The following is a 22361-nucleotide window of genomic DNA, read 5'->3' as shown; positions in this document are numbered from 1 at the left end:
CAGAGAATTATTACGGCGGCGTGAAAGATGCTCAATAATGGCTGTTGACTCGGCTCTCACCCGCCGGGCCGTGGATCTGAGAGATCGGAGGTCGTTATGGCTTTGACCTTACCCGATGGCGTGCTTGACGCCCTGCGGTTACGCGCGTTGCGTGCGTGCGAGCGGGGATTCACGCACGCCGATGTCGCGGACATCCTGGGCGTCGCCACCGAAACCGTGTGTCGCTGGTGGGTGGCTTACTCGACGGGCGGCCCGGAAGCTATTCCCCATGAGCGCACCGGGCGCCCACCCGGTTCCGGAGCGGCCTTGTCCGACGAGCACGCGACGCGCATCCAACGACTCATCGACACTACCACTCCCGAGGATCAGGGGCTCACCTTCCCGTTGTGGAGCCGGCGCGCGATTGGTGAGTTGATCCGCACGGATTGCGACGTGTTGCTGGCGGTGCGGACCGTTGGCGAGTACCTGCGGCGCTGGGGATACACGGCCAAGAAGCCCGCGCGGCACGCCGAGAAGCAAGATCCGGAGGAGGTGCGGTTGTGGCTGGAGTACACGTACCCGGCCCTCAAGGCCCGTGCCCGCAAGGAGCGCGCGGAGGTCCACCAGGGCCATTCCTTGTTTCACCTTGTGGGTTTGGGTTGGTGTAGGTAATTGGGGCACCTCGTTCCCGACGGTTCCCGAGATAGCCCATGCCGGCTTGCACACTCCACGAAGCCTTCGCCGCCCTGCCCGAGCCACGCGGCACCCACGGACTCATCCACCCGTTACCCGCGGTCACGGGGTTGGTGGTTCTGGCCATGCTCATGGGGCGCAAGAGCCTTCAGGGGATCGCACGATTCGGACGGCAACACGGAGCACCACTCGCCCACGCACTGGGCTTCCGGCGGGGGAAGACACCCGCCGCGTCCACCCTCTCCCGGACGCTACGCCGCTTCGACGCACCACAACTCGAAGCCACCATCTCCCAATGGATTCGAGATCGCATCGCGCCGCGCGCGTTCGAGCAGATCTCCATCGACGGCAAAACCCTGCGGGGCAGCCGAGATGGTGACGTGCCCGGCCAACACCTCGTTGCCGCTTACGCTCCGGCTGTTGAAGCCGTACTCGCCCAGGTTCGCGTGGGCTCCAAAACCAATGAACACAAGGCGGCTTTGGGGCTGTTGGGGATCCTGCCGCTCCAGGGCCGGGTCGTGGTCGGAGATGCGATGTTCTGCCAGCGCGACGTGGCGGAACAGGTGATCGACAGGGGCGGCGAGTACCTCCTCGTCGTGAAGGACAACCAACCCGGATTGGAGGCCGATATCGAGGGCGGGTTCGCCTTTGAAACCGCCGCCCGAGGGATCGCGGCGGCCACTTCCCCCTGAAGACGTGCTTCTCGGCACCGGCGGACCGAGTCGTCACGACATCGGAGAAAGGGCACGGCCGGATCGAGAAGCGGACGTTGGAGTCGACACCGATCTTGACGGCAGGTCAGAAGTGGAAGGGGCTGAAGCAAGGTCTGCGAATCACGCGCGAGCGGACCGTGAAAGGGAATAGGACGGTGGAGGTGGTGTACGGGATCACAAGCCTATCGATGGAGCGAGCAAACGCGGCGACACTTCGGGCCATTCTCCGTGACCACTGGCAGATCGAAAACGGCTTGCATTACGTTCGGGATGTGACACTGGGCGAGGACGCGTGTCGTGTGCGGAAAGGCACCGCACCGCCGGTCCTGGCCGCGGTGCGCAATGTCGTGATCCACCTGCTGGCCGATGTCGATGCGAAGAGCCGGCCAGAAGCTCTCGAACTCCTCCAACTCGACCCCGCGCGCGCGAGGAACCTTATCGGCATTCCCCAGACTGAATAAAGGAATGGCCCTGGGAGGTCCACTGGTGCGACGAGACTGGGGTCGTGGCCGACCACTGTTCGGGGTATGGGTATGCCAAAAGGGGCGAACGCGCGACGATGGATGTGCCCGATCCGCACATCGGCATCAACATGGTGTCGTCGATCACCAACGAAGGGGCGCTCCGGTTCATGACGTACCCGGGGACCATGACGGGCGAACGATTCGTTGTGTTCTTGGGGCGCCTGCTGCGGACCACGACGGGCAAGATCGTCCTGATCGTGGACCGGTTGAAAGCCCATCAGAGTGGCGTAGTGAAGGAATGGGTGGCGGCGCACGCGGACCGGTTGGAGGTGTTCGAGTTGCCCCGCCGGGCACCGGAACGGAACCCGGACGAGTACCTCAACAACGACGTGAAGAGGGCCGTGACGGAGGACGGGCTGCCGGGCTCCAAGCCGGCGTTGCGTGAGAGACTCCAACACGTCATGCGGACGCTCGGCCACTTGCCCAAACACGTCGTCAGTTACTTCCTCCAACCCTGTGTTCTCTATGCCGCCGCGACGGCTACTTGATTAATGAGTATCTTTCATGCCGCCGTAATAAGTGTGAAGTTGTAAAGGAGTTGTGGGAGGTCACCCGTGCCACGGGCACCGAGCACTCGTTCGCAGAGTTGGGCGGCGGACCAATTCGGCCAAGCGGATTTAGGCGACGCTCGGCGAACGGCGCGGTTGGTTCATTCGGCGGCCTGCATCCACGAACACCCGGGCGGTTCATTGCCGGCGAAGTTCCACGACCCGGCCGCGCTCGGGGGGTACTATCGGTTGGCCAACGAACCCGACGTCACCCACGCACACATCATCCGCGCCGCCCCACGCACGTGGCAACGGATGCGAGATGAGACGGGCGTGGTGCTCGTGTTGCACGATACCACCATCGGGGATTACTCGGGCTTGAGTATCGAGGATCTGGGGCAAATTGGCGACGGCCACGGGCGCGGGTTGTACATCCACAACGCCTTGGCCGTAACCCCGGACCGGCGCGTCCTGGGGTTGGCCGGACAATGGCTCCACAAGCGCCGCAAGGTGCCCAAGAACGAAACCAAGGCCCCGCGCCAACGCGCGCCGGATCGGGAGAGCCGGTTGTGGAAGAGGGCCGTCGAGCAGATCCCCCATGCACCGGCCGGTCGGTTGTGGGTCGATGTTGCCGATCGCGGGGCCGACGTCACCGAATTCTTGGCCCACGAGCATAAGGCACAACGGGCGTACCTGGTACGGTCCCAGCACAATCGCACGGTGCAACAGGTCGACGGGTCGGGAGCCGTCGCGAAGGCCCGGTTACACGCGCTCATCCACACGTTGATGGCCCGCGCGTGCCGCACTCAGGAGGTCCAGGAGGCGCCGGGCCGTGGTCCCCGCACGGCCCCGTTAGCGCTGGCGTGGGCGGACGTGACGATCGTGCCCCCACGTCAGCCGCGCGGGGACCACGACGCGCCCCCGTTGCCGGTTTGCGCGGTCCGCGTGTGGGACGTGGATCCTCCGGCCGGGCAGAAGGGGATCGAATGGATCTTGCTGACGAACGTTCGGGTCGCCACGGAGTCGGACGCGTGGGCGCGTGTGGATTGGTACCGCGCGCGTTGGGTGGTGGAAGAATATCATAAGGTGATGAAAACGGGCGTCGAGATCGAGTCGTTGCAGTTCACCACGCGCGGGGCCTTGGAGGTGACCATCGGTGTGCTGTCGGTCGTGGCCGTGTCGCTGTTGGAACTGCGCGACCTCGCGCGGGATCCGCAACGGGCGTCGGAACCGGCCACGCACCACGTCCCGCGGTTGTGGGTGGTCGTGTTATCGGCGTGGCGCCACGCGCGGGCGCGCGGATTGGACCGTGCGCGAGTTCGTGATGGCGCTGGCGCGGCTGGGCGGGCACCAGAACCGCACACACGACGCACCACCGGGGGGGATCGTGCTCTGGCGCGGATGGACGCAACTCCAGGCCATGCTTCAAGGTGCGGCCGCCGTCGCCCGAGAGTAAATGGGCCTAAACTTAAGTTGTTAACCACCCGGTTGGCCCTTCACGGATTGGCCAGTGTGCGCCCGCGGCCTTAAATGGTAACGATTGACGTAACGTTAGCAGTACAGCGCGGGTTTGGCACCGTTTCGTACATCGGTCGTGCTCCCCGATGAACAGCTACGGAGCAGGAAATCGTGGAGTTGTAGCCGGCGTTCGGGGCGTATCTGCGTCGGTTCCGTGGCGGTTTCGGCCAGAACCGGACGGCGGGCCACTTCGATACGTACTGCCGGGGGTTGTTGTCCGATCGGCCGCGTAAGAGTATCGAACCGATCGCTCTGGCCGCCGGGATCGCGCCGTCCGCACCCTCCAGGAGTTCTTGGTGACGGCCCACTGGGACCAGAACGACGCCCGCGACACGCTGCAGAAACATCTGGGGTCGGTGGTCGCGGCCCTGCCGGCCGATCCGCAGGGCACCGTCGGGGTGATCGACGAGACCCGTTGCCGCAAGTGGGGCGACCACACGCCGGGGGGCCAGCGCCAGTACCTCGGGTGCGCGGGCAAGGTCGGCAACGGCATCGTGACGGTTCACGTCGGGGTGGCGAAGGGAACATTCCAGGCCTGCTCGATGTCGACCTTTTCCTCCCCAAGGCCTGGTCCGACGACCGGCTGAGGTGCCGGGCGCCCGGCATCCCGGACGCGGTCCGGCACCGGACCAAGTGGCGACTGGCGATGGGCCAGTTGATCCGGTTGAGCGCCAACGGGGTGAGGTTCGACTGGCTCACGTTCGACGAAGGGTACGGGGGCGGCGGTCCCGTTCCTGAAGTTCCTGAACCTGGTGGACCAACCGTTCGTGGCCGAAGTGCCGGTGAACTTCCGCGTGCGGGACAAGGCCGGCGCGAAGACTCAGCGCGCGGACGCGCGGTTGCGTGCGGACGACGCCCGGGGTGGGACGCGACACCGGATCGCGCACCGGACGGTGCGGGCCTCGTTCTGGCGCGCGGCGACCGCGGCCGTGTGGGTGGCTGATCGGGAGCACACACGGGTGGCGGCGATCAACGAGGGCACCGGGGAGATGAAGTACTTCCTGAGCAACGCGACGACCGCGTCGGTGACGCGGGTGCTGGCCGTGGCGTTCCGGCGGTGTACGGTGGAACATTGGTTCCGCTTGGGGAAGCAAGAAGCGGGACTGATGGGCTACGAGGGTCGGAACTACACCGGGCTGATACGGCACCTGACCCCGTCCCTGATCGTCCTCGGGTTCGTCGCCACCCGCACGGAGCGGCTGCGGGGGGGGGAAACTGGCGCTGACGGCGGAACAGGTGTGCCGGGCGCGGAACCAGCGGTGCCAAGCGGTGTTCCGCCGTCAGCGCGGCGTGCCCGAGGTACGGCACACCAGCGACGTGATCCGGTACCACCAGAAGCGCAACACCCAGGCCGCCAAGTCCCACAAGAAACAGCGGCATAAATGCATCATCTAAACCCGCACTGTATTGTTAATAACAATTATATGATAATATTTATATAGTTTTATTTATATTATTTTTGCCTATTCGATCGCAATGTGTTTTCTCATCGTGGGCTTTTCGTGTTCGCGTTCCTATCAGTGACGCTACCCTTCCATTGAGACGCCGCCATGCCAGCAAACACTTACGAAGCCATCATTATCGGGGCCGGGCACAACGGACTCGTCACCGCCGCGTACCTCGCGAAGGCCGGGTACAGGGTGTTGGTGCTGGAGCGCCGCGAGATCGTCGGCGGGTGCTGCATCACCGAGGAGTTGTGGCCCGGCTTCAAGGTGTCCACCGCGGCTTACGTCAACAGCCTGTTGCGCCCCGAAATCATTCGCGATCTGGAGCTGAAGAAGTACGGCTTCGAGATGCTCCCGCGAAGCCCGTCGTCGTTCACGCCGTTCCCGGACGGCCGGTACCTGATGATGGGACCGGATAAGGATCTGACGTATCGCGAGATCGCGAAGTTCTCGAAGAAGGACGCGGAGGCGTACCCGAAATACGAGGACATGCTCACGCGCGTCGCGGACTTCCTCGAACCGATGCTAACGCAGACCCCACCCGACCCGTTCGGCGGGCTCGGGAGCCTCTGGAAGCTCGGCAAACTCGGGCTCGGGTTCCGCGGGTTGGGTCGCACGACCGCCACCGAAGCGGTGGAGATTCTCACTGGCGCCGCGCGGCCGATTCTCGATCGGTGGTTCGAGTCGGAGGAGTTGAAAGCGACCATCGCGACGGACGCGGTCATCGGCGCGTTCGCGCCGCCCTCGCACCCCGGTACCGCGTATGTGCTGTTCCACCACGTCATGGGCGAGTGCAACGGCGTTCGCGGTGTGTGGGGGTACGTTCGCGGGGGGATGGGCACGATCTCGAACAGTATTGCGTCCGCGGCGAAAAGTTATGGGGTCGAGATCCGCACGAACGCGGACGTGGGCAAGATTCTGGTCGCCGACGAGCGCGTGATCGGCGTCGCACTCAAGGACGGCACCGAATTTCGGGCGAAGCGGGTGGCTTCCGGCGCAGACGCTAACGTCACGTTCCTGAAGCTGATGGACGCGAAAGACCTGCCGCCGGAATTCGTCGCGCAGGTGAAGAAGATCGATTACTCCAGTGCGACGGTGAAGATCAATGCCGCGCTGGACCGCCCGCCGAACTGGAAGGCGCTGCCGTCGGACGGGAAGGTCGGTCCGCAGCACCACGGTACGATGCACGTGTGCCCGGACCAGGACTACATCGAGCGCGCCTTCGATGACGCGAAGTACGGGCGCTGCGCACGCGACCCGATGCTCGAATGTACGATGGCGACCGCACTCGATAATACGCTCGCGCCCGAAGGGAAGCACATCCTGAGTATGTTCGTGCAGTACGCACCGTACCATCTGAAGGACTCGACCTGGGATGTTGAGAAGGACCGGTTCGCGGACCGCTGTTTCGACATCTTGGAGGAGTACGCACCGGGCTTCAAATCGAGTGTCTTGCACCGGCTCGTGATCCCGCCGCCGGACATGGAGAGGATGTGGGGCATTACGGGGGGGAACATCATGCAGGGCTCGATGAGCCTGTCGAGCATGTTCAGTTTCCGCCCGGTTGCCGGGTACGCGAACTACCGTACCCCGGTGAAGGGGCTGTACATGTGCGGCGCCGCCGCGCACCCGGGTGGTGGCGTTATGGGCGCCTGTGGTCTGAACGCTGCGAGAGAGATGCTGAGGGACGGGTGAGCGTCGGCCAGTCGCCGGGTTCGCTATTGAGGACTTGCCAGTCTCTATCAGGTTTCTCGGCGACTGGCACTGTGTCGAATTTTCTTTCACAATTTCGAGCCTCTTTCTTTCACAATTTGGCCCGATTCGGGTGCACGAGATGCGGTGACTCTGGGCAGAATTCTCTCGTGTACGGTGGCGAGATTGGGGCGAAAACTAATGAAATCAAGGCGATTTTGTTGGGATTAAGTATCGAGAACGTGCGGCACGTACCTTGCTTTGAATCGATTGGATTCGTCGTGAGAACTCGGTTGGTTATTGTCCGGGAGAGAAATTGTGAAAATTGGGCATTGACAACCTCAGACCGGTCGGCGATTATTTTTGGGTAGATTCAAATTCGCGGGATGAAACTGACAACTTCGCGGAAGCCTCGCCCGCGAAGTTGTTTCATTTACGCGAACGCAGTCCGGGCGAACTCTCTTCCTAGCGTCTCGGTTTGCCTTATCGTTCGACGCCCACCATTCGTTCCGCTTCATTCAGTCGATGATCGACCGGCCTACGGTACGCGCTGCGCCGGACGATCGTCTCGGGGGTGCTTCAAATGCTGCGGTTCCGTCCACCTCGAGCGGGTTTTACGCTCATTGAGTTGTTAGTGGTGATCGCGATCATCGCGGTTTTGATCGGGCTGCTGTTGCCCGCGGTCCAAAAAGTGCGCGACGCGGCGGCGCGGGCGCAGGGGCAGAACAACTTGAAGCAAATTGGTCTGGCGGCCCAGAGCTACCACGACGCGAACAACAAGTTCCCACCCGCGTGCGGGTGGACCCCCACCAAACCCACCGGAACCCCGGGTGGTTCCACCCCCTATGGAACTCCCGGGGGTGTGGACGGGACCGCCTTCTTCCACTTGTTCCCGTACATCGAGCAGAACAACATCTTCACCGCCAACACGGGCGCGTTCAGCCAGTACAACTACAACTCCAAAACCACCACCAACTACGTTTCCGCGACCTACGCCAACAAGGGCGCGAGTTCCGGTGGGAGCTACGACTACAGTGCTCCCTCGGTGAAGGTGCTGATTGCGCCGAACGACCTGACCGCCTATGACCAGTCCCCGGCGGTGAGCTACATCACCAACAGCGACGTGTTCGACGGGAAGCGCACGATGCTCGGGATTTCGGACGGGAGCAGCAATACGATCGGGGTCGCCGAGGGGTTCTCGTACTGCTACTCGTCCGGGGCCTCGAGCTCGTCCCAAGTGGGGAACGTGATCACGTACACGTATTCCTACGGGTACCGATACGGGTATTGGGCGATGAACGTCGAGGACGCTCAAATCCAGACCTCTAGCTATACGTATTCCGACGGAACTATCACGTACAACTACAACTATACGTTCACCAACGGGGCCCCGGCGTTCGCTCGGGTGGCAGGGAAGACGTTCGAGAGCAAGCCTCAAAGCTACTCCTGCGATTCCTCACTTCCCCAATCGCACTCTACGGGCGTGATTCAAGTCGGGCTCATGGACGGGAGCGTCCGCGGGGTCCGGGCCGGGGTCAGCAACACGACCTGGGAAGCGGCTCTGACTCCCGACGCGGGCGATATTGTTAACGACCTCTAAATCTGGGAGGTCGGCCCGTGGTGACGCGCACCTCTTCGTGTTTTGCGGTACTCGTTTTCGGTACCTCGCTGTTGGCGGGGTGCGGGACCGGACCACCCGAAATCAAAACGGCTCCGAATGACAAAGAGCACCCCACCTTCGGCATCCCCATCGCCAAGAGTGGAACGTCTACCGTCTCGGGAAAAGCGACACTGAACGGCGACCCGCTCGTGGTCGGTCGTGTGCTGCTGTTTACGTCCGACGGACTGGTGATGTCCATCGGGACGATCGACAAGACCGGAACCTACAAACTGACCGGTGCCCCAGACGGTCCGGCCGCGGCCATCGTACTGTTGGACCCCGACGGCAAGATGCCGTTTCCGACCGGCGGGAGTGTTTCTGCCGGTCCGTCGGCTAAGGGTGGACCTCCAGGAAAGATGGCCGCGCCGATGAAGGGGCCGGGTGGCACTCCCGGCCCTCAAGGAAAGGGAGGCGGGTTCGGTATTCAGCCATTACCGGCCCCGTTCCTCGAACAGTTACGGTTCACCATTCCCGCCAAGGAACAGGCCAAGTACCGAGCCGCTCACACCAAGTACGGTCAGAGCACCACGGCGAACCCTCTCAAACTGACGGTTGCCGGGGATACGACCTTTGATCTGATTCTCACCAATTGAATTGCGCCTTTATAACCGCGTTTGCGGCTCTACTCGGGAGACGCTCATGAGTCGGAGATCGACCCGTGCCGGGTTCACACTAATTGAGTTGTTGGTGGTGATCGCAATTATTGCGATCCTTATCGGATTGTTGCTCCCCGCCGTCCAGAAAGTCCGAGAGGCTGCCGCTCGCACTCAGGGGCAGAACAACCTGAAACAAATGACGCTCGCGGCGCACAACTACGAGAGCGCGAACAAGAAACTACCCAGCTCGTATGGCGACTCGCTGTACACCGGGAAAGACCCGTCCCAAACCTACTACTACACCTACGGCGCCGGGTACGTGGGGAACGTGTTCTACGGCTTGCTGCCCTACGTCGAACAGGACGCGCACTTCAAGTCCGGCTCGTATTCCGGGACCGGGAACATTTACCAGCAGGGGAAGTACACCCTTGGATCGTTCACGGCTAACGTCGCGTGGAAGGCGCCCGGGGGCAAGGTGAAGACGTACATCGCCCCGAACGATCCGACTATCGACACGGACCCCAAGAACAACAGTCCCGTCAGCTACCTCCCGAACGGTTCGTCCCTGTCTTCCTCGAAGTCGCTCACGAAGTTCAACATTGGCACCTCGAATGTGGTGATGTTCACCGAGGGTTACACGGTCTGCCAAACCCGGTTCTCGTATTACTGGGATCCGGGTACGAAGTACAACTACATCCGTCAGCAGGCTTGGAACTTCGGGGACTATTACTCCAAGGGCGAGCCGTATACGCCGGACCCGTATTACACGATGACGCTCTACGTCAACCCGTACACCTACGACTACTCGAACGATCAATATTGGACCAAACCCCCGATCGGCCCGTTCCAAACACGGCCCGCGGCCGCCGATTGCCGGTACGACTTGGCACAGAGTTTTAGTGCCCTGGGGGTACTTCAGGTCTCGATGAGCGACGGGAGCGTGCGCGGGGTTCGTCAGTCGGTTGGCCAGTACGCTTGGTACGGGGCCGTTTACGACTGGGACTACGGAGGGGGAACCAACCTCGACTAAGTGCGGGTAATCCGGGCGAATGTCGAGTTGAGGTAGCGCGAGTCGGTTTCACCTTCGTTACTTCGAGGTGAAACCGATTCATTTTTTACACGGCGCGATTTGAAACCAGACTCAATTCCCGATCAGGTGGGTTTTCGTGAATTGAGGAGCTTCCACCCGGATGCCGGTTTTGCGGTTTTGGTCGGAACGTGCGGTGGAGGTTCGTCTTCGGTGCTCTCTTCGTCCTCTTTATCCAACTCCGTTGCCTGTTCGGGATCGCGCGTCGAGACCGCTTGGATCAGGACGCCGAGCACAACGAACCCGACTACCACGCCGTTCAGGGCCGCGACATTTTGTGTCACCCAATCGCCGGCATTAATGCCCCAGAACTGTTCGATTAGCAGAGTACCCGCGTGTCCGGCGAGGAGCACTCCCATGAGGCTCGTGAGGAGCATGGTCCAGAGACGGTAGAGAAGCAGCCCGAACAACCCGCCGCAAAGGAACACGGCCCAGAGTTCCTGGGCTTGTGGGAGCACCCACTGGACCGCGAGCCACGCCCCGCACCCGCCGGCTACAAACGCGAGCACTTTCGCTAATTCCAGAGCGAGCAACCCCGCTGAAACCGCGACCAGAATCCCGATCGCCATCACCTGCGTTCCGCCGGTGGTCCGGCCCGCGTTCAGGCCGATCAACCCGGCAGCGAGGGTGATTCCGGCCACGACCCAGAACCGGTGCCAGCGCCAACCGAACAGCCACAGCGCGAAGCCGAGCACGGTAATGGTCCCGGCCATTGCGCCGGTCATCCCGCGGGCTTCGGCCAGGATGTCGGGAGCGATCAGTTGCACATCGCACCGTGCGGGACGGAATTGATCGAGAAGGTCCGTGTTCAGGCTATGGCCGGACGGTAAACAGTGTCAAGCGAACTGACGCTCCGCGCGACCGAGAATTCGGCCCGCGCTAACCGATGTTTCCGGTTGTTTGCAGGTTCCTTTCTTGTGGGCTGCTACAAAAGAGTTTAGTTCGCAGTTTTCGTTGTTGCTCCACGCCGAGGTGCTTTCGTGCCGCCGATTCAGTTCGTTGTCGATCGCCGAGAGGCCGGGCAGACGCTCGCCGCGGTGCTCAAATTGCGGTTCGGCATCCCGTGGGCGCGGGCCAAGCGCCTCGTCGAGGGGCGGCATGTCAAAGTGAGCGGCCAGGTCGAGACCGACGTCGCCCGGCGACTGAAACTCGGTAAGCGCGTGGAACTTGCTACGGGTACGGTCGAGATGAAGAAGACTCCCGGGGGCAAGGATGGCAAGACGCCGGATCAACAGAAGGGAATCGTAACTGGGAATAAGGGCAAGCCGGGGGAAAAACGCTCACAGGCCCCCGCGCCACACAAGACCACTAAGACCGCGCCGAAAACCCCCGAGCGCAGACGGGACCGAGTTCCCCCCGCGCACCCGTTGGCTCCTTCACTCGAACTCGACGCGATCGTTTACGTTGATGATGCCGTGGTCGTAGTGAATAAGCCGGTCGGGTTGACGACGATGCGACACAAGGACGAGGCCGACGAGTTCGGTGAACACGGTCAGCGGTTCCTGACGAAGACGCTCGCCGGGATGCTCCCCGTCTTGTTAGGTACTCCCGATCGGCCGGTGACGGCGGTCCACCGGCTCGACCGCGACACGTCGGGCTTGGTCGTATTCGCCCGAACCAGCGCCGCGGCCGAAAACCTCACGAAGCAGTTCCGCAAGCACACGACCGACCGGCGCTACCTCGCGCTGACCCGTGGGGTGCCGAAGGCGGCGCGGATCGCGTCGGTGCTTGTGCGCGACCGCGGCGATGGTCGGCGCGGGAGCACAACGGACCTGATCGCGGAAGACGGCAAGCGCGCTGTCACGCACGTATCGGTGTTGGAGTCGTGGGGCGATTTCGCTCTCGTGGGGTGCCGGTTGGAAACGGGGCGCACGCACCAGGTGCGCATTCACTTGGGTGAAGCCGGCGCGCCGTTGTGCGGGGAAACGGTCTACGATCGGCCGATCAACGGGAAACCGCGCCCAGACGAGAGTGGCGCGAAGCGCCCGATGCTGCACGCGACCCGTTTGGGGTTCACGCACCCAGATACGGGCGAGAATGTATCTTGGGAAGTGGCGCCGCCGCGAGACTTCGGGGACCTGCTGGTGAAACTGCGCGCCGGGCAGTGAGCGAAGGTGGTGCGGTCTACCGTGCTCGGGACGCGGGTACTACAAACGAGTCGGTAACTCACCCTTTCTGATGAGCGCTGCGAGTCCCGCGATGTGTTTACAGCGGCCCCACCTTAAAAACCCCAGGCATTCACAAGACGTGTTTTCAGGTGCCCCCACGCGGACGTGGTACAACTCTCCCTGACCGAGTCGGTGGACCGCGAACCCGCGCCCACCGATCTCGCACCGGATTTCGAGGAACGTGTAGAACTGGCACTTCCCGTCGATGTCGAGGCAGAAGACGCCTACGCCGTCCGCATTGGGTGGGCGGACGAGCCGAATGGTTCGCGTCGGGGCCTTCACGTTTTCCATAACGGGTATTATCGTCGCGCGCCCGAGATTCTTGGTAGGTCGGGTAGTGAAGAGAGGCTGTTCAGCGCGCCCCGCCGCCTTACAATTGGGGAATACATCGGAGTACCGGTATGCAATTCACGAAGATGCACGGCATCGGCAACGACTACGTCTACGTCGATTGCGTGCGTCAGAAACCGCCCGCCGACCCCGCGGCTCTGAGCCGCGCGGTCAGTGACCGGCACTTCGGTATCGGTTCGGACGGACTTATTTTGATCTGCCCCAGTGAGCGCGCGGACGCCCGGATGCGGATGTTCAACGCGGACGGTTCCGAATCCGAGATGTGTGGTAACGGGCTGCGGTGCGTGTCGAAGTTCGTACACGACCACGGCATCGCGACGAAGCCCCGGCTCGCGATCGAGACCGGGCGCGGCGTCTTGACCGTCGATCTCGAAGTGAAGGCCGGCAAAGTTGCTCGCGTGCGCGTAAATATGGGGGAGCCGATCCTCGAATCTGCGAAGATTCCGACCACGTTGCCCGGCGACCCGCCCGTAAGCGTGCCGATCGCGTTCGATCACCCGAAGGAGCGGCTCGAAGTGACTTGCGTGTCGATGGGGAACCCGCACGCGGTCGCGTACATTGACGACGAGTGGTTGCACGTCGGTGAACGGGATCTCGTGGCGGCCGTCGGACCGAAGATCGAGAACCATGCGGTGTTCCCTCGGCGCATCAACGCGCACTTCGTGAAGGTCCATTCGCCCTCCGAAGTCACCATGCGGACGTGGGAGCGCGGAAGCGGGATCACGCTCGCGTGTGGCACCGGGGCGTGTGCGGTGTGTGTGGCCGGCGTGCTGACCGGGCGCACGGGGCGCAAACTCCTCGCGCACCTGCCGGGCGGGGATCTCGAACTGGAATGGTCCGAAACTGATAACTGTGTGTACATGACCGGTCCCGCCACTGAAGTGTTCACCGGTGAGTGGCCGACCGCGTGACTTCTCCCTCATCCCCCTCCGCGCCCGAACACGGTTACGTGATCCCGACCCGATTGTGGGCCTGGGTTGGTGCGCCGTGGAGTTTGGCCGCGATTCTTTGGATCGTTGTTCTCGTCACGAGCGCGGTGTTCCTGTACCGCGCGTTTCAGTGGCTCGGAAACACGCCGGGCGCCCCGCCCGAGCGCCAGCGCGCCGACGGGAACGGCGGGCACGCGCAGATCGACTTCGGTGGCCAGTGGCTCATGGGGCGTATGCTGGTGACGGGTAACGGGCGCGCGCTCTATCACCGACAGCGGCAGTGGAGCGTGCTCCGAGACGGGTTTCGGGACGAGTTCGAATCGCAGGTCCAGCGCAACGGACCCGTGTTCGGGCGCCCGAGCGACACGGTCGCCCACGACGCCGACAACCTGATGGGTTGGTTCATGGGGAACGAGAACGACCCCGTTCAGGATTGGAAAACTGTGGGCGGGGCCGCTGCCGCCCAACTCGCCCAACCGCTCACGGGCAACCCGTTTGTTGCGGCGGCACTGGAGAAACACGCGGCCGATTCAGTTTCCCCTCAAGTTGCTGAGTCGGTGAACAAGCCTTCCATTGGTGGGCCATTGTACCCGCCCGTTCACGCGCTGTTCTATGCCCCGTTCGGTTTCATCGATAACCCCCAGTACGCATACCGCACGTTTCAGGTACTCAGCCTGTTCGTGATTCTGGCGAGTGGGTTCGGGGTTAAGTTGCTCACGCGGGGACGGGTCTGGTGGTCGATCGCGACGCTGTGCATCCTGTATTTTCCGGGCACGCGCGGCGCGCTGGACCTCGGTCAGAACCCGGCCCTGTCGTTGTGCATCCTCATTTGGGGGTGGGTATTCGCGAGCCGCGGGTACCCCGTGGCTGGTGGGATGGTGTGGGGGCTGTTCGCGTTCAAGCCCGTTTGGGGAATGGCGTTCTTTTTGGTGCCGCTCTTGATGCGGAACTGGCGTTTCTGTGTCGCAATGGTTCTGACGGGAGCGGCCTTCGGCGCTCTGACACTTCCTTTGGTCGGGTTAGAGAGCTGGTTCAACTGGCTGGAAGTCGGGCGCTCAGCGGCCGACCTTTACAAAGTGAACGACAACTGGATTCACCTGAGTCGTGACTTGCACGGTATTCCCCGCCGTATCCTTCACGACTTTGGCAAACCAGAAAAAGAGCGCGAAACTCAACTCGCGAACGGGCTGGCATGGGGATTATGGGCCGTAGTTTTCGGTGGGACCACGCTGATCTACCTGTTGCGAGGTGACCGGACTCGCGCGACGGGGTTGAGTGCCGGGTTACTCTTCCTCGGCGCGTACCTCACGTGTTACCGGTTCATGTATTACGACGTGCTCCTCGCGGCCGTTGCTGTGGCGGTGATACTTGCCGAACCGCGCCGGTTCTTACGGACGGGGACGTTCGAGTTGGCTCCACGAGAGCTCGAGCCGAAAATTCCAAGTGAACGCGAATTAGCTACACCTCCAATCGCGCCAAAACCTTTTGGCGCGCGGATGCTCGGTTACGTGAACTCGTTTCCGTTCACAATCTTGGTGCTGCTTTTCTTGCTGGAAAACACTCTTAGTGGAATGGCAGTGGAGGCGACTCTGGGGTTCGGTTATTTCGCCACCCCGTCAACGGAACCGGGTGGCGGGGCCACGCCGCGACTGAAAGCCGATACGGGAGTGAAGTACCCCCTCGACACGTTCCTGTTACTCGCGCTGTGGGTGTGGTGTGCTTGGCGTGTGCTGCGCGGTGACGAGCGACGAGACGGGGAGGGGGCACTCTCGACCGCACGCCCTCCCAGCAAAGCGCCGACCTGATCCGGACCGGTCGGCCGATGTCCGTTACGGAAACCGTAAGAACGCTTACTTCCCGCGAAGGGTATTGAGTGCTGCTCCGATGTCCTCGGCCCGCATGAGTGATTCGCCCACGAGTACCGCCCGCGCGCCGGCCGAACCGAGGCGTGCAAGGTCCGCGTGTGTCTTGATACCACTCTCGCTCACAACGATGCGGTCAGCAGGGATCTTCGGCAGCAAATCCAGCGTGTGTTCCAAGCGCGTTTGAAATGTCCGCAGGTCGCGGTTGTTGATCCCAATGATCTCAGCGCCCGCATCCAACACGCGCGACAACTGGTCGGCGTCGTGCAATTCCACAAGCGTGTGAAGTCCCAACGCGGTCGCCTGTTTTTGGAGTTCCGCGAGCCGCGCTCCGGGCAAGCACTCCGCGATGAGCAGCACCGCGTCCGCGCCGGCGCAACGGGCTTCGAGGAGCTGGTAGCGGTCGAGAATGAAGTCTTTACGAAGCACCGGGCACGCGACCGCGGCTTTGACGTCGGTGAGGTACTGTAATTGGCCCTGGAAGTAGTCGCGGTCGGTCAACACGCTGATCGCCGCCGCGCCGTGTTGTGCGTAAGTGGTGGCAATGCGAACGGGGTCGAAATCGGCACGGATCACGCCCGCGGACGGCGAAGCTTTTTTCACTTCCGCGATGACGGTAACTGATCCCGGTTGGCTGAGCGCACTCTTGAAGCCACGGGTCGGTGCTGTGTTGGCCGCGCGACGCTCAAGTTCGGTCTCGGGTACTGCGGCACTTGCAGTCGCGATCTCGCGGTGCTTCGTTTCAACGATCCGGTCGAGAATGCTTGGCATGTGATCGTTACAATTTCGGGTCGGTTTTCTGAGGGGGAGCATTGGCGGGTCGTACCACCCTTGCTCCGCGCTGCGGTCTGCTTATCGACTATCAATATACGGACAGAGTTAGTGGATCGCGCGGACTTGAAAGGCAGTCTGCCATCGATCTTCACTTCAGGAGTCGCTGCAAAGAGGTCATGCCGAGTTCGGTCACTTGTGTGGCCTTCAGCGACCAAAGGACCGGGTTCATCAGTTCCAGCGAAACGGCGCCCGTGTACCCGATCGCTTTCAGCCTTTGCACAATTGATTCGAGGCGGAAGTCGCCCTCGCCCGGCATCACGCGATCGCTGTCCGTCATGAGTTCGCGTGGCACACCGGCCACGTCACACACCTGAACGTGAAACAGGTTCTGCGCGGTCAGCCGGTCCAGGTCTTCGGGCTTGCTCGGACCTTTATAGTAGTGGAACACGTCCAAACATACGCCGACGTTCGGCTCGCCACACTGCTCCACGAGCGTGAGTGCCGTGTCAAGGCACGAGCAAAATGGGTCCGCGCCTCGGAATTCGAGTGCTAGCCGCACGTCGAAGCTGGCGGCCCACTGTGCTGCTTGAGTGAGTGACACGAGTGCGCGACTGAGTGATTGGGCGTCTGGAGCGGCACCAATCGAAACCGAGCCGAAATCCGTGACGAGAAGAAGGGTGGGGATCGCGAACTGCTGGCAGAGCGCGAGCCGGCGCTTGAAGTGCTCGAAGTGAGCCTTGCGCTGCTCGCCCTGGGACAAGAGCAAACCGCCCTGATACGCGGCCGCGGTGAGCGTAATTCCGCGATCGGTGAGGGCGCGGCGCGTGTCGTCGGGTGAGACGGCGTCGAGGTGCTTTTCCAGTTTCGTGAGCCACACTTCGATAGCGGAGCATCCGCCGGCTGGGTAGTTCGCCACGTCGTCCGCGAACGACCCGGGGAGCGTTGTTACTTGCGAAATACAGGGAATCATGCGTTAGCTTCAGGATTTCTCGCGGGGCTGCTTCGTTTTCGGTTTCTCTTTTTCCGGCTCTTTCTTTTCGATTGGGGCCGGACTTGAATCGAAGTTGATGTATCCGCCGAGCCAAGCCACGAGCAGGCCGAACGCCGTCAGGTGCATACACAGCCCGATCACGATCAACAATTTTGAGCGGGTTTTATCCTTCTTGGACAGCCCTTTTCGGCGCGTTGGTTGTGTATCGGTTGCGGACGTGGCGTCGGCAAAAGCGTCAGGGTTCACTCCCCACCCGTCCGGTTCCGGGGGTGCGACCGGCACCGCCACGGGCAGCGCGGCGTCTCGGACGACCGGTACGGTGGTCACTGACGACACCGGTACGGCCATTGGGACCGCTGGAGGCGGGGGAAGGATGCCCGCGCGACAGAACGGAGCCAGTTCGTCTTGTACTTCCTGAGCGGTCTGGGGCCGGTCCTGCGGCTGTTTGGCAATCATCCGCATGACGAGCGCGGCGAGTTCGGATGGGAGGTCGGGACGCAATTTGGACAGCGGAACCGCTTCGGCGGAACGGATCTTGGTCGCGAGTTCGTTCGAGGTGTTGGCAGCGTGCGGTGCCCGACCCGCGAGCATCAAGTAAAGTGAGGCTCCCAAACCGTAGATGTCACCGCGCGCGTCGCAACCGTTTTCGCCCACGCTTTCGGGGGGAAGGTACGCCAAAACGTCAGGGGCGGGCAAATCCCGTGCGGTCTGCACACGCGCCGGGATCAGGCCCGTTTCGGTCAGTTTTGCGGTCGCGTTGTGAGCGGGTCGGCGCTTAGTGGTTCCGTCGGGGTAGGCTTTTGCGGTGAGCGGGCCGACGATTATTAACCCGGGCCGAACTTCACCGTGCCACCCGCCGCGCTCGTGAATCGTGCGGAGCGCGGATGCGATGGCCCAGCCGTATTCCGCCGCGAGGAACCCCGGCATGGCCCCGCCAATTTCGACTAGGAGCGAACCGAGGTCCGCCGCGTCCGTCGGCTGATCAATCACCGCATAAGCTTCCCCACGGTATTCCCCGGCATCTAGGAGCGGGAGAAGGTTGGCGTGGGGGAGCATCCCGAAGGTACGTGCGCGGTTGATGACACCCGAATTGGACGTGTTGTTGCCGAAAGCGCTTGTGTTCAATCGCCGCAGGACGACCGGCGTGCGGAGCGACGGGTGAAGGGCGCGGTACGCGGTTCCCCCCGGGCACGGGCCGATCTTGTCGACCACGGGGTAGTTGGCGAAACTCAAATCCTGTCCGCGCCCCTCGCGGATCGCGTCGGCTTGGTACTGAGTAAGGACGCCTTTTTCGAGCAAGTACGAACACAGTGCGGTAAGATCGGTTTGGGGAGCGTCGGGCTGGCGAATGATCTGCTCCACCTGATCGGGGAACAGCACACGGTTTGCTTTTGCGTCGTTGAAAAAACTGGCAATTGAATCGGAGGGCATCGGGTGACCCAGGATGAGCGGCGCAGGCAGGTATAAGTTATTCTAGCGTGCGGAACTGACTTCAAAAGTCAAAATAGGCAAGAACGTCGCTACCAACGGGCCACCCATTCGGTCCAGGTCACCCGACGGGCGAGCACCCCGGCACCTTGTTCCGGCCCCGCGTCAATAGTGCGCTCACGAGTATCGAACCGCGTGGCCGCGGCCATGTCCAGCAGCCCCCGCAAAGCGAATGCGGACACCGCGCGCTGGGCTTCCGTCAGTTTGTCGGCCCAACCCATGTGAGGGATGCTCGCTTCGATTGTCCCGCCGATATTCTCAAACGCGATAATGAACGGATCGCGACCCAGCGCGGGCGCTCGCAGTTCGATTTCCGCGCGCTGGCACCCGAACCGAATCGCGCCCACCTCGACGGCGATTCCGGCCCAATCTTTATTGCCTGCCAGAAGGGGAAGGAGTTCGCGTTCAATGAAGCGGTGAACGCCCTCGGCCGCGTGCTCCAGTTCGTGGTGCAAGCGGGCAACTTTGGCCTTGTCGCTCGCGTCGAGTGCGTGCCGTGTTTTGCGCTGCAGTTTCGGAATCGTCCCGGAGTGGAACCCCGGGCGCAACAATCCGCGCATCGATTCTCCGTGTGAACCGAGCATGACCGGTTTCAAATCGGGCGACCGGTTCGCGCGGTACAACCGCCAGTTCTCCTTTAACTCCCACGCGACGAACCCGAACACGCCGGGGCACCCGTTGATGATTACAGTGGCGGGCACGAGCCCAATTTGCTCGGCCAGTGCCGGCAGTGTCGGCCACACGACCTTGTGGCCGACTGTAACGACCGGGAAGTGTTTCACCGGGTTTACTTGCGGTTCCAGCAGCAGGTAGAACGCGAATCGCGTTACGTAGGCGATCGGGAACCAAATCAGACCGAGAACGGCTTTAAGGGCGAGTGAACCTTGCGAATCGCCACCGCGGAACCGCATCCATTCGTCCACGGCATAAAGTTGCCGTTCCACCCAGTTCGCGAGTGTGCGGAACAGATCGATGATAGTGCCGATCAAGCCGGGCACGAGATTGGAACGGACGAGGCGCCACCAATCCGACAGAGCCTCTGCAACTTGGTCCTGGAACATCCACCCGAACGGCAAGTTGTACAAAACGGTCAGCGCTGTGAACCAAGCCAACCCCCACCCCAGCAGATACCGGGGGGCCAATCCGAGGATGATGAAGATTCCGACCAAAATGAGGCTCAAAAGCAGTGGGCTGAAAAAGTGGCGGTACAGGAACCGGGTGGTTCTACTGTGCCGAATCGCGCGCAAAGATGGTGACCGCCAAACCGCGCGGGGCAGACCCCAGAGCAATCCCCATATCGCTCGCCACACGAACCCCAAAACCGTTACGACCACGCGCCGGAACGGAGGTGCGTGGAAGATCAACAGTAGGAAGATCCCCAAAACCAGGATCGCCGGCCACGTAATCAGGCTCGGCTCTGCCTCATAGAATTCGAGCGTTTCTGGATCGAACTCCCACACCGTGTGGCCTTTCGGGGCAGACGATGTGAACACGTTTGTCACAAGATCGACACGGGCTTCGACACCCTTCTCAACGAACTCCAGTGTGTCTTCGTCGAAATCGGCCGGAGTAGGCACCTCGTCTTCAAAGAATTCCAGCGTATCCTCGTCGAAATCCCATTCCCATTGTGGCGCTCCTCCCGACCCGCTTCCAGGAGCGCTCGACGCAACCGACGTTTTCGGCTTCTCGAACGATTTGCTGATTAATCCGACTACTTTCCCGCCGATGTGCCGCAATTCCTCGGCGAACATCAACGCACCGAAGGCGCCACCGAAGGGCAGGAGCAGGTACAGCGTGAGCACCCGGCCCCACGGAGTGCCGAAGAAGATCGAGCTGAGTCGTTGGATCGTTCGGAGGTAGATCTCACCCCGGCGGTAAACACCGTCGAGTGCGTATGCGAGGTTCCGGTCCGCGCGCAACAAAGGGTCGCCGGTCAGGAATTCCTTGATCCCCGCGAGATCGGCGAGTTTGAGCCGATTACGCGCGACCGCGTCGCGCAGATCGCCGATCCGGAGGAACCCGCGGTCGCAGATGCGGTCGAGTAGTTCTGCAACGAGCTTGTCGCGCGCGACTTCTTCGACCCGGTTGGTCGGCACCACTCCCGCGTCCGTGAGAGCGTGGGTGATGATCGGCTCGAACTCGTGCCGGATCGCGTGCGCGCGCCGGTGAACCTCGTGGTGCATCAGCCGGTCGAGACGCAGTTGTTCCTGTTCGTCCAATCCTGCGCGGAGCAGTTGCTTGTGCGCCTTATTGAGCGCCATCAGCAACATGACCGGGCGCGCGTGTGGGAGGTGTCGGCGCACCGGGCGCCGACCGAGCGTGCGAATGTACTCGGGCAGGTCCACGGCATAGACTTCGCGCGCGAGGTCTGCCGGGATGCGCTGGAGTTCGTACAGACAGCGCGCAGCGCGGGGCCAGATGCCCGTTGCCGCGAGGGGGAGTAGCGGACCGAGTGCCTGGCGCCACTCTTGGCGCGTTTCGTTGTCCCACTCCAACACGTCACCGAGCCGGTCCACCAACTGTCCGAGGGCAGCGATGGCTGCCGCCACAGCCCGCTCGCAGTCCTCCCCGCGACCGATCTCGGCCGCCTGTGTGCGGAGTATCGCCGCGCGAACGAGGTTCCCTTTCTGTTCAGCTTCGAGTGCCTTTTGGAGCCGCCCGCTCGTGTCGCCTGGAGAACTCGCACTTGCGGCTGCTCGCGGTGAACAAGGCGCACACCAGCGGTCGTCCGGGGACGGATCGCGTTCCGGGTTCTCCGCGCCCTCGGGTCGTGACCGCGTTACGAGATCCGGGATCGCAATCCCGTCCGAGAGGATGTCTCGAACGCTGTGACCGTGGGGCAGGGCGGGGAAATATTCCTCCGCTGCGTGGGTCGTGAAGTGATCGAAATCGAGATACACGGCCGCGAATACGCGGTAGCGGTCCGCGTCGCTTGCTTGGGGGTCCGCAAGGTGTTCGCATTCCAAAACGTAGCGGATTTCGCGCGCTGCGCTCGGGCCAAAGGCGTTCAGACGCGCGAAACACGCTTCTGGAGTGAGTTTCCCAGACGTGAGTTGATCGTCGACGGCCCTCATTATGGCTGCGCGGAACAGCACGCGCCAATACGCGCGCAACTGTTCTGCCTGGGGCTTTTTCTCGATCAGTCGGTCGTTCGGGTCGGTCACGAGGAGCAGCCGCGTTTCTGGCCCCTCCGCGACCGCACGCGGGAGCACGTCAGCAGCAACAAGCTCGGCCCGGCTGAACCAGTACGGCAGATCGGAGCGCGAGGGTAGCGCGTGTCCGCGATCGGCCAGGTAGTTCAGTACCTGGCGCAAGTGCCGTTCGGACACGAGCCGCAAGGCCGGTTCAACGGCGCGGAGGATCGGTTCGAGGCTCGAATCGTGCGACAACGCCGGCTCCTGCG

At 62.4% G+C, this 22361-nt stretch carries 19 protein-coding genes and 1 pseudogene; 14 read left to right on the top strand and 6 right to left on the bottom strand.

Annotated features, from left to right (window positions below):
• Positions 1 to 96 precede the first annotated feature (96 nt).
• From VT84_RS19775 to VT84_RS19725, 11 genes and pseudogenes are all read left to right on the top strand, one after another.
• The gene (locus VT84_RS19775) at positions 97 to 651 is read left to right on the top strand and encodes a winged helix-turn-helix domain-containing protein (protein ID WP_082840278.1); all 555 of its coding nucleotides are present in this window, start codon (positions 97 to 99) and stop codon (positions 649 to 651) included.
• A 38-nt stretch (positions 652 to 689) separates the two neighbouring features.
• Complete coding sequence (locus tag VT84_RS41725; RefSeq protein ID WP_052554838.1) at positions 690 to 1364, top strand: ISAs1 family transposase; 675 nt, start codon at positions 690 to 692, stop codon at positions 1362 to 1364.
• A gap of 77 nt (positions 1365 to 1441) precedes the next feature.
• Positions 1442 to 1846, top strand: a complete 405-nt coding sequence (locus tag VT84_RS41720) for an ISAs1 family transposase (protein ID WP_082840277.1) — start codon at positions 1442 to 1444, stop codon at positions 1844 to 1846.
• Positions 1843 to 2397, top strand: coding sequence for a transposase (locus VT84_RS19760; RefSeq protein WP_082840276.1), 555 nt, complete (start codon positions 1843 to 1845; stop codon positions 2395 to 2397). The genes VT84_RS41720 and VT84_RS19760 overlap by 4 nt, the downstream gene beginning before the upstream one ends.
• Positions 2398 to 2463: 66 nt before the next feature.
• On the top strand, positions 2464 to 3927 hold the full coding sequence (locus tag VT84_RS19755; protein WP_082840719.1) for an IS4 family transposase: 1464 nt from the start codon (positions 2464 to 2466) through the stop codon (positions 3925 to 3927).
• A 284-nt stretch (positions 3928 to 4211) separates the two neighbouring features.
• Positions 4212 to 4576 (top strand): annotated as a pseudogene (locus VT84_RS40985) (transposase); the annotation flags it as partial.
• A gap of 91 nt (positions 4577 to 4667) precedes the next feature.
• Entirely contained in the window at positions 4668 to 5297 is a 630-nt protein-coding gene (locus tag VT84_RS19745) for a hypothetical protein (protein ID WP_239465415.1), read from the top strand.
• A gap of 168 nt (positions 5298 to 5465) precedes the next feature.
• Complete coding sequence (locus VT84_RS19740; protein ID WP_052554829.1) at positions 5466 to 7055, top strand: phytoene desaturase family protein; 1590 nt, start codon at positions 5466 to 5468, stop codon at positions 7053 to 7055.
• A 580-nt stretch (positions 7056 to 7635) separates the two neighbouring features.
• On the top strand, positions 7636 to 8652 hold the full coding sequence (locus tag VT84_RS19735; protein WP_082840716.1) for a DUF1559 domain-containing protein: 1017 nt from the start codon (positions 7636 to 7638) through the stop codon (positions 8650 to 8652).
• Positions 8653 to 8669: 17 nt separating this feature from the next.
• Positions 8670 to 9305: a hypothetical protein gene (locus tag VT84_RS19730; RefSeq protein WP_052554826.1), complete on the top strand. Its 636-nt coding sequence runs from the start codon at positions 8670 to 8672 to the stop codon at positions 9303 to 9305.
• A 46-nt stretch (positions 9306 to 9351) separates the two neighbouring features.
• Positions 9352 to 10338, top strand: a complete 987-nt coding sequence (locus VT84_RS19725; RefSeq protein WP_052554824.1) for a DUF1559 domain-containing protein — start codon at positions 9352 to 9354, stop codon at positions 10336 to 10338.
• Between the two features lie 122 nt (positions 10339 to 10460).
• Here the strand turns inward: VT84_RS19725 and VT84_RS19720 are convergent, their stop codons facing one another.
• On the bottom strand, positions 10461 to 11162 hold the full coding sequence (locus tag VT84_RS19720) for a hypothetical protein (protein WP_082840715.1): 702 nt from the start codon (positions 11160 to 11162) through the stop codon (positions 10461 to 10463).
• Positions 11163 to 11375: 213 nt separating this feature from the next.
• Here VT84_RS19720 and VT84_RS19715 point away from each other — a divergent pair, with 213 nt between their 5' ends.
• On the top strand, positions 11376 to 12503 hold the full coding sequence (locus tag VT84_RS19715; protein WP_052554820.1) for an RluA family pseudouridine synthase: 1128 nt from the start codon (positions 11376 to 11378) through the stop codon (positions 12501 to 12503).
• A gap of 39 nt (positions 12504 to 12542) precedes the next feature.
• Here VT84_RS19715 and VT84_RS19710 read toward each other — a convergent pair whose 3' ends face one another.
• Entirely contained in the window at positions 12543 to 12854 is a 312-nt protein-coding gene (locus VT84_RS19710) for a hypothetical protein (protein ID WP_082840714.1), read from the bottom strand.
• A gap of 110 nt (positions 12855 to 12964) precedes the next feature.
• Between VT84_RS19710 and dapF the strand changes: the two genes are divergently transcribed.
• Positions 12965 to 13825 carry a diaminopimelate epimerase gene (gene dapF / locus VT84_RS19705; RefSeq protein WP_052554816.1) on the top strand — a complete coding sequence of 287 codons (861 nt, stop codon included), beginning with the start codon at positions 12965 to 12967 and terminating at the stop codon, positions 13823 to 13825.
• 38 nt (positions 13826 to 13863) lie between these two features.
• Positions 13864 to 15648 carry a glycosyltransferase family 87 protein gene (locus tag VT84_RS19700; protein ID WP_082840713.1) on the top strand — a complete coding sequence of 595 codons (1785 nt, stop codon included), beginning with the start codon at positions 13864 to 13866 and terminating at the stop codon, positions 15646 to 15648.
• Between the two features lie 45 nt (positions 15649 to 15693).
• Here the strand turns inward: VT84_RS19700 and trpC are convergent, their stop codons facing one another.
• The 4 genes from trpC to VT84_RS19680 form a co-directional block, all read right to left on the bottom strand.
• Complete coding sequence (gene trpC, locus VT84_RS19695) at positions 15694 to 16476, bottom strand: indole-3-glycerol phosphate synthase TrpC (protein ID WP_082840712.1); 783 nt, start codon at positions 16474 to 16476, stop codon at positions 15694 to 15696.
• A gap of 151 nt (positions 16477 to 16627) precedes the next feature.
• Positions 16628 to 17449, bottom strand: a complete 822-nt coding sequence (locus VT84_RS19690) for a sugar phosphate isomerase/epimerase family protein (protein ID WP_052554810.1) — start codon at positions 17447 to 17449, stop codon at positions 16628 to 16630.
• Positions 17450 to 17458: 9 nt separating this feature from the next.
• On the bottom strand, positions 17459 to 18901 hold the full coding sequence (locus VT84_RS19685) for a serine/threonine protein kinase (RefSeq protein WP_082840711.1): 1443 nt from the start codon (positions 18899 to 18901) through the stop codon (positions 17459 to 17461).
• Positions 18902 to 18990: 89 nt separating this feature from the next.
• Complete coding sequence (locus tag VT84_RS19680) at positions 18991 to 22347, bottom strand: hypothetical protein (protein WP_082840710.1); 3357 nt, start codon at positions 22345 to 22347, stop codon at positions 18991 to 18993.
• Positions 22348 to 22361: the final 14 nt, after the last annotated feature.

The organism is Gemmata sp. SH-PL17 (assembly GCF_001610855.1).
Classification (GTDB): domain Bacteria; phylum Planctomycetota; class Planctomycetia; order Gemmatales; family Gemmataceae; genus Gemmata; species Gemmata massiliana.
Note: the sequence above shows the minus strand (reverse complement) of the source record. Positions and strands in the feature narration are given on the sequence as shown.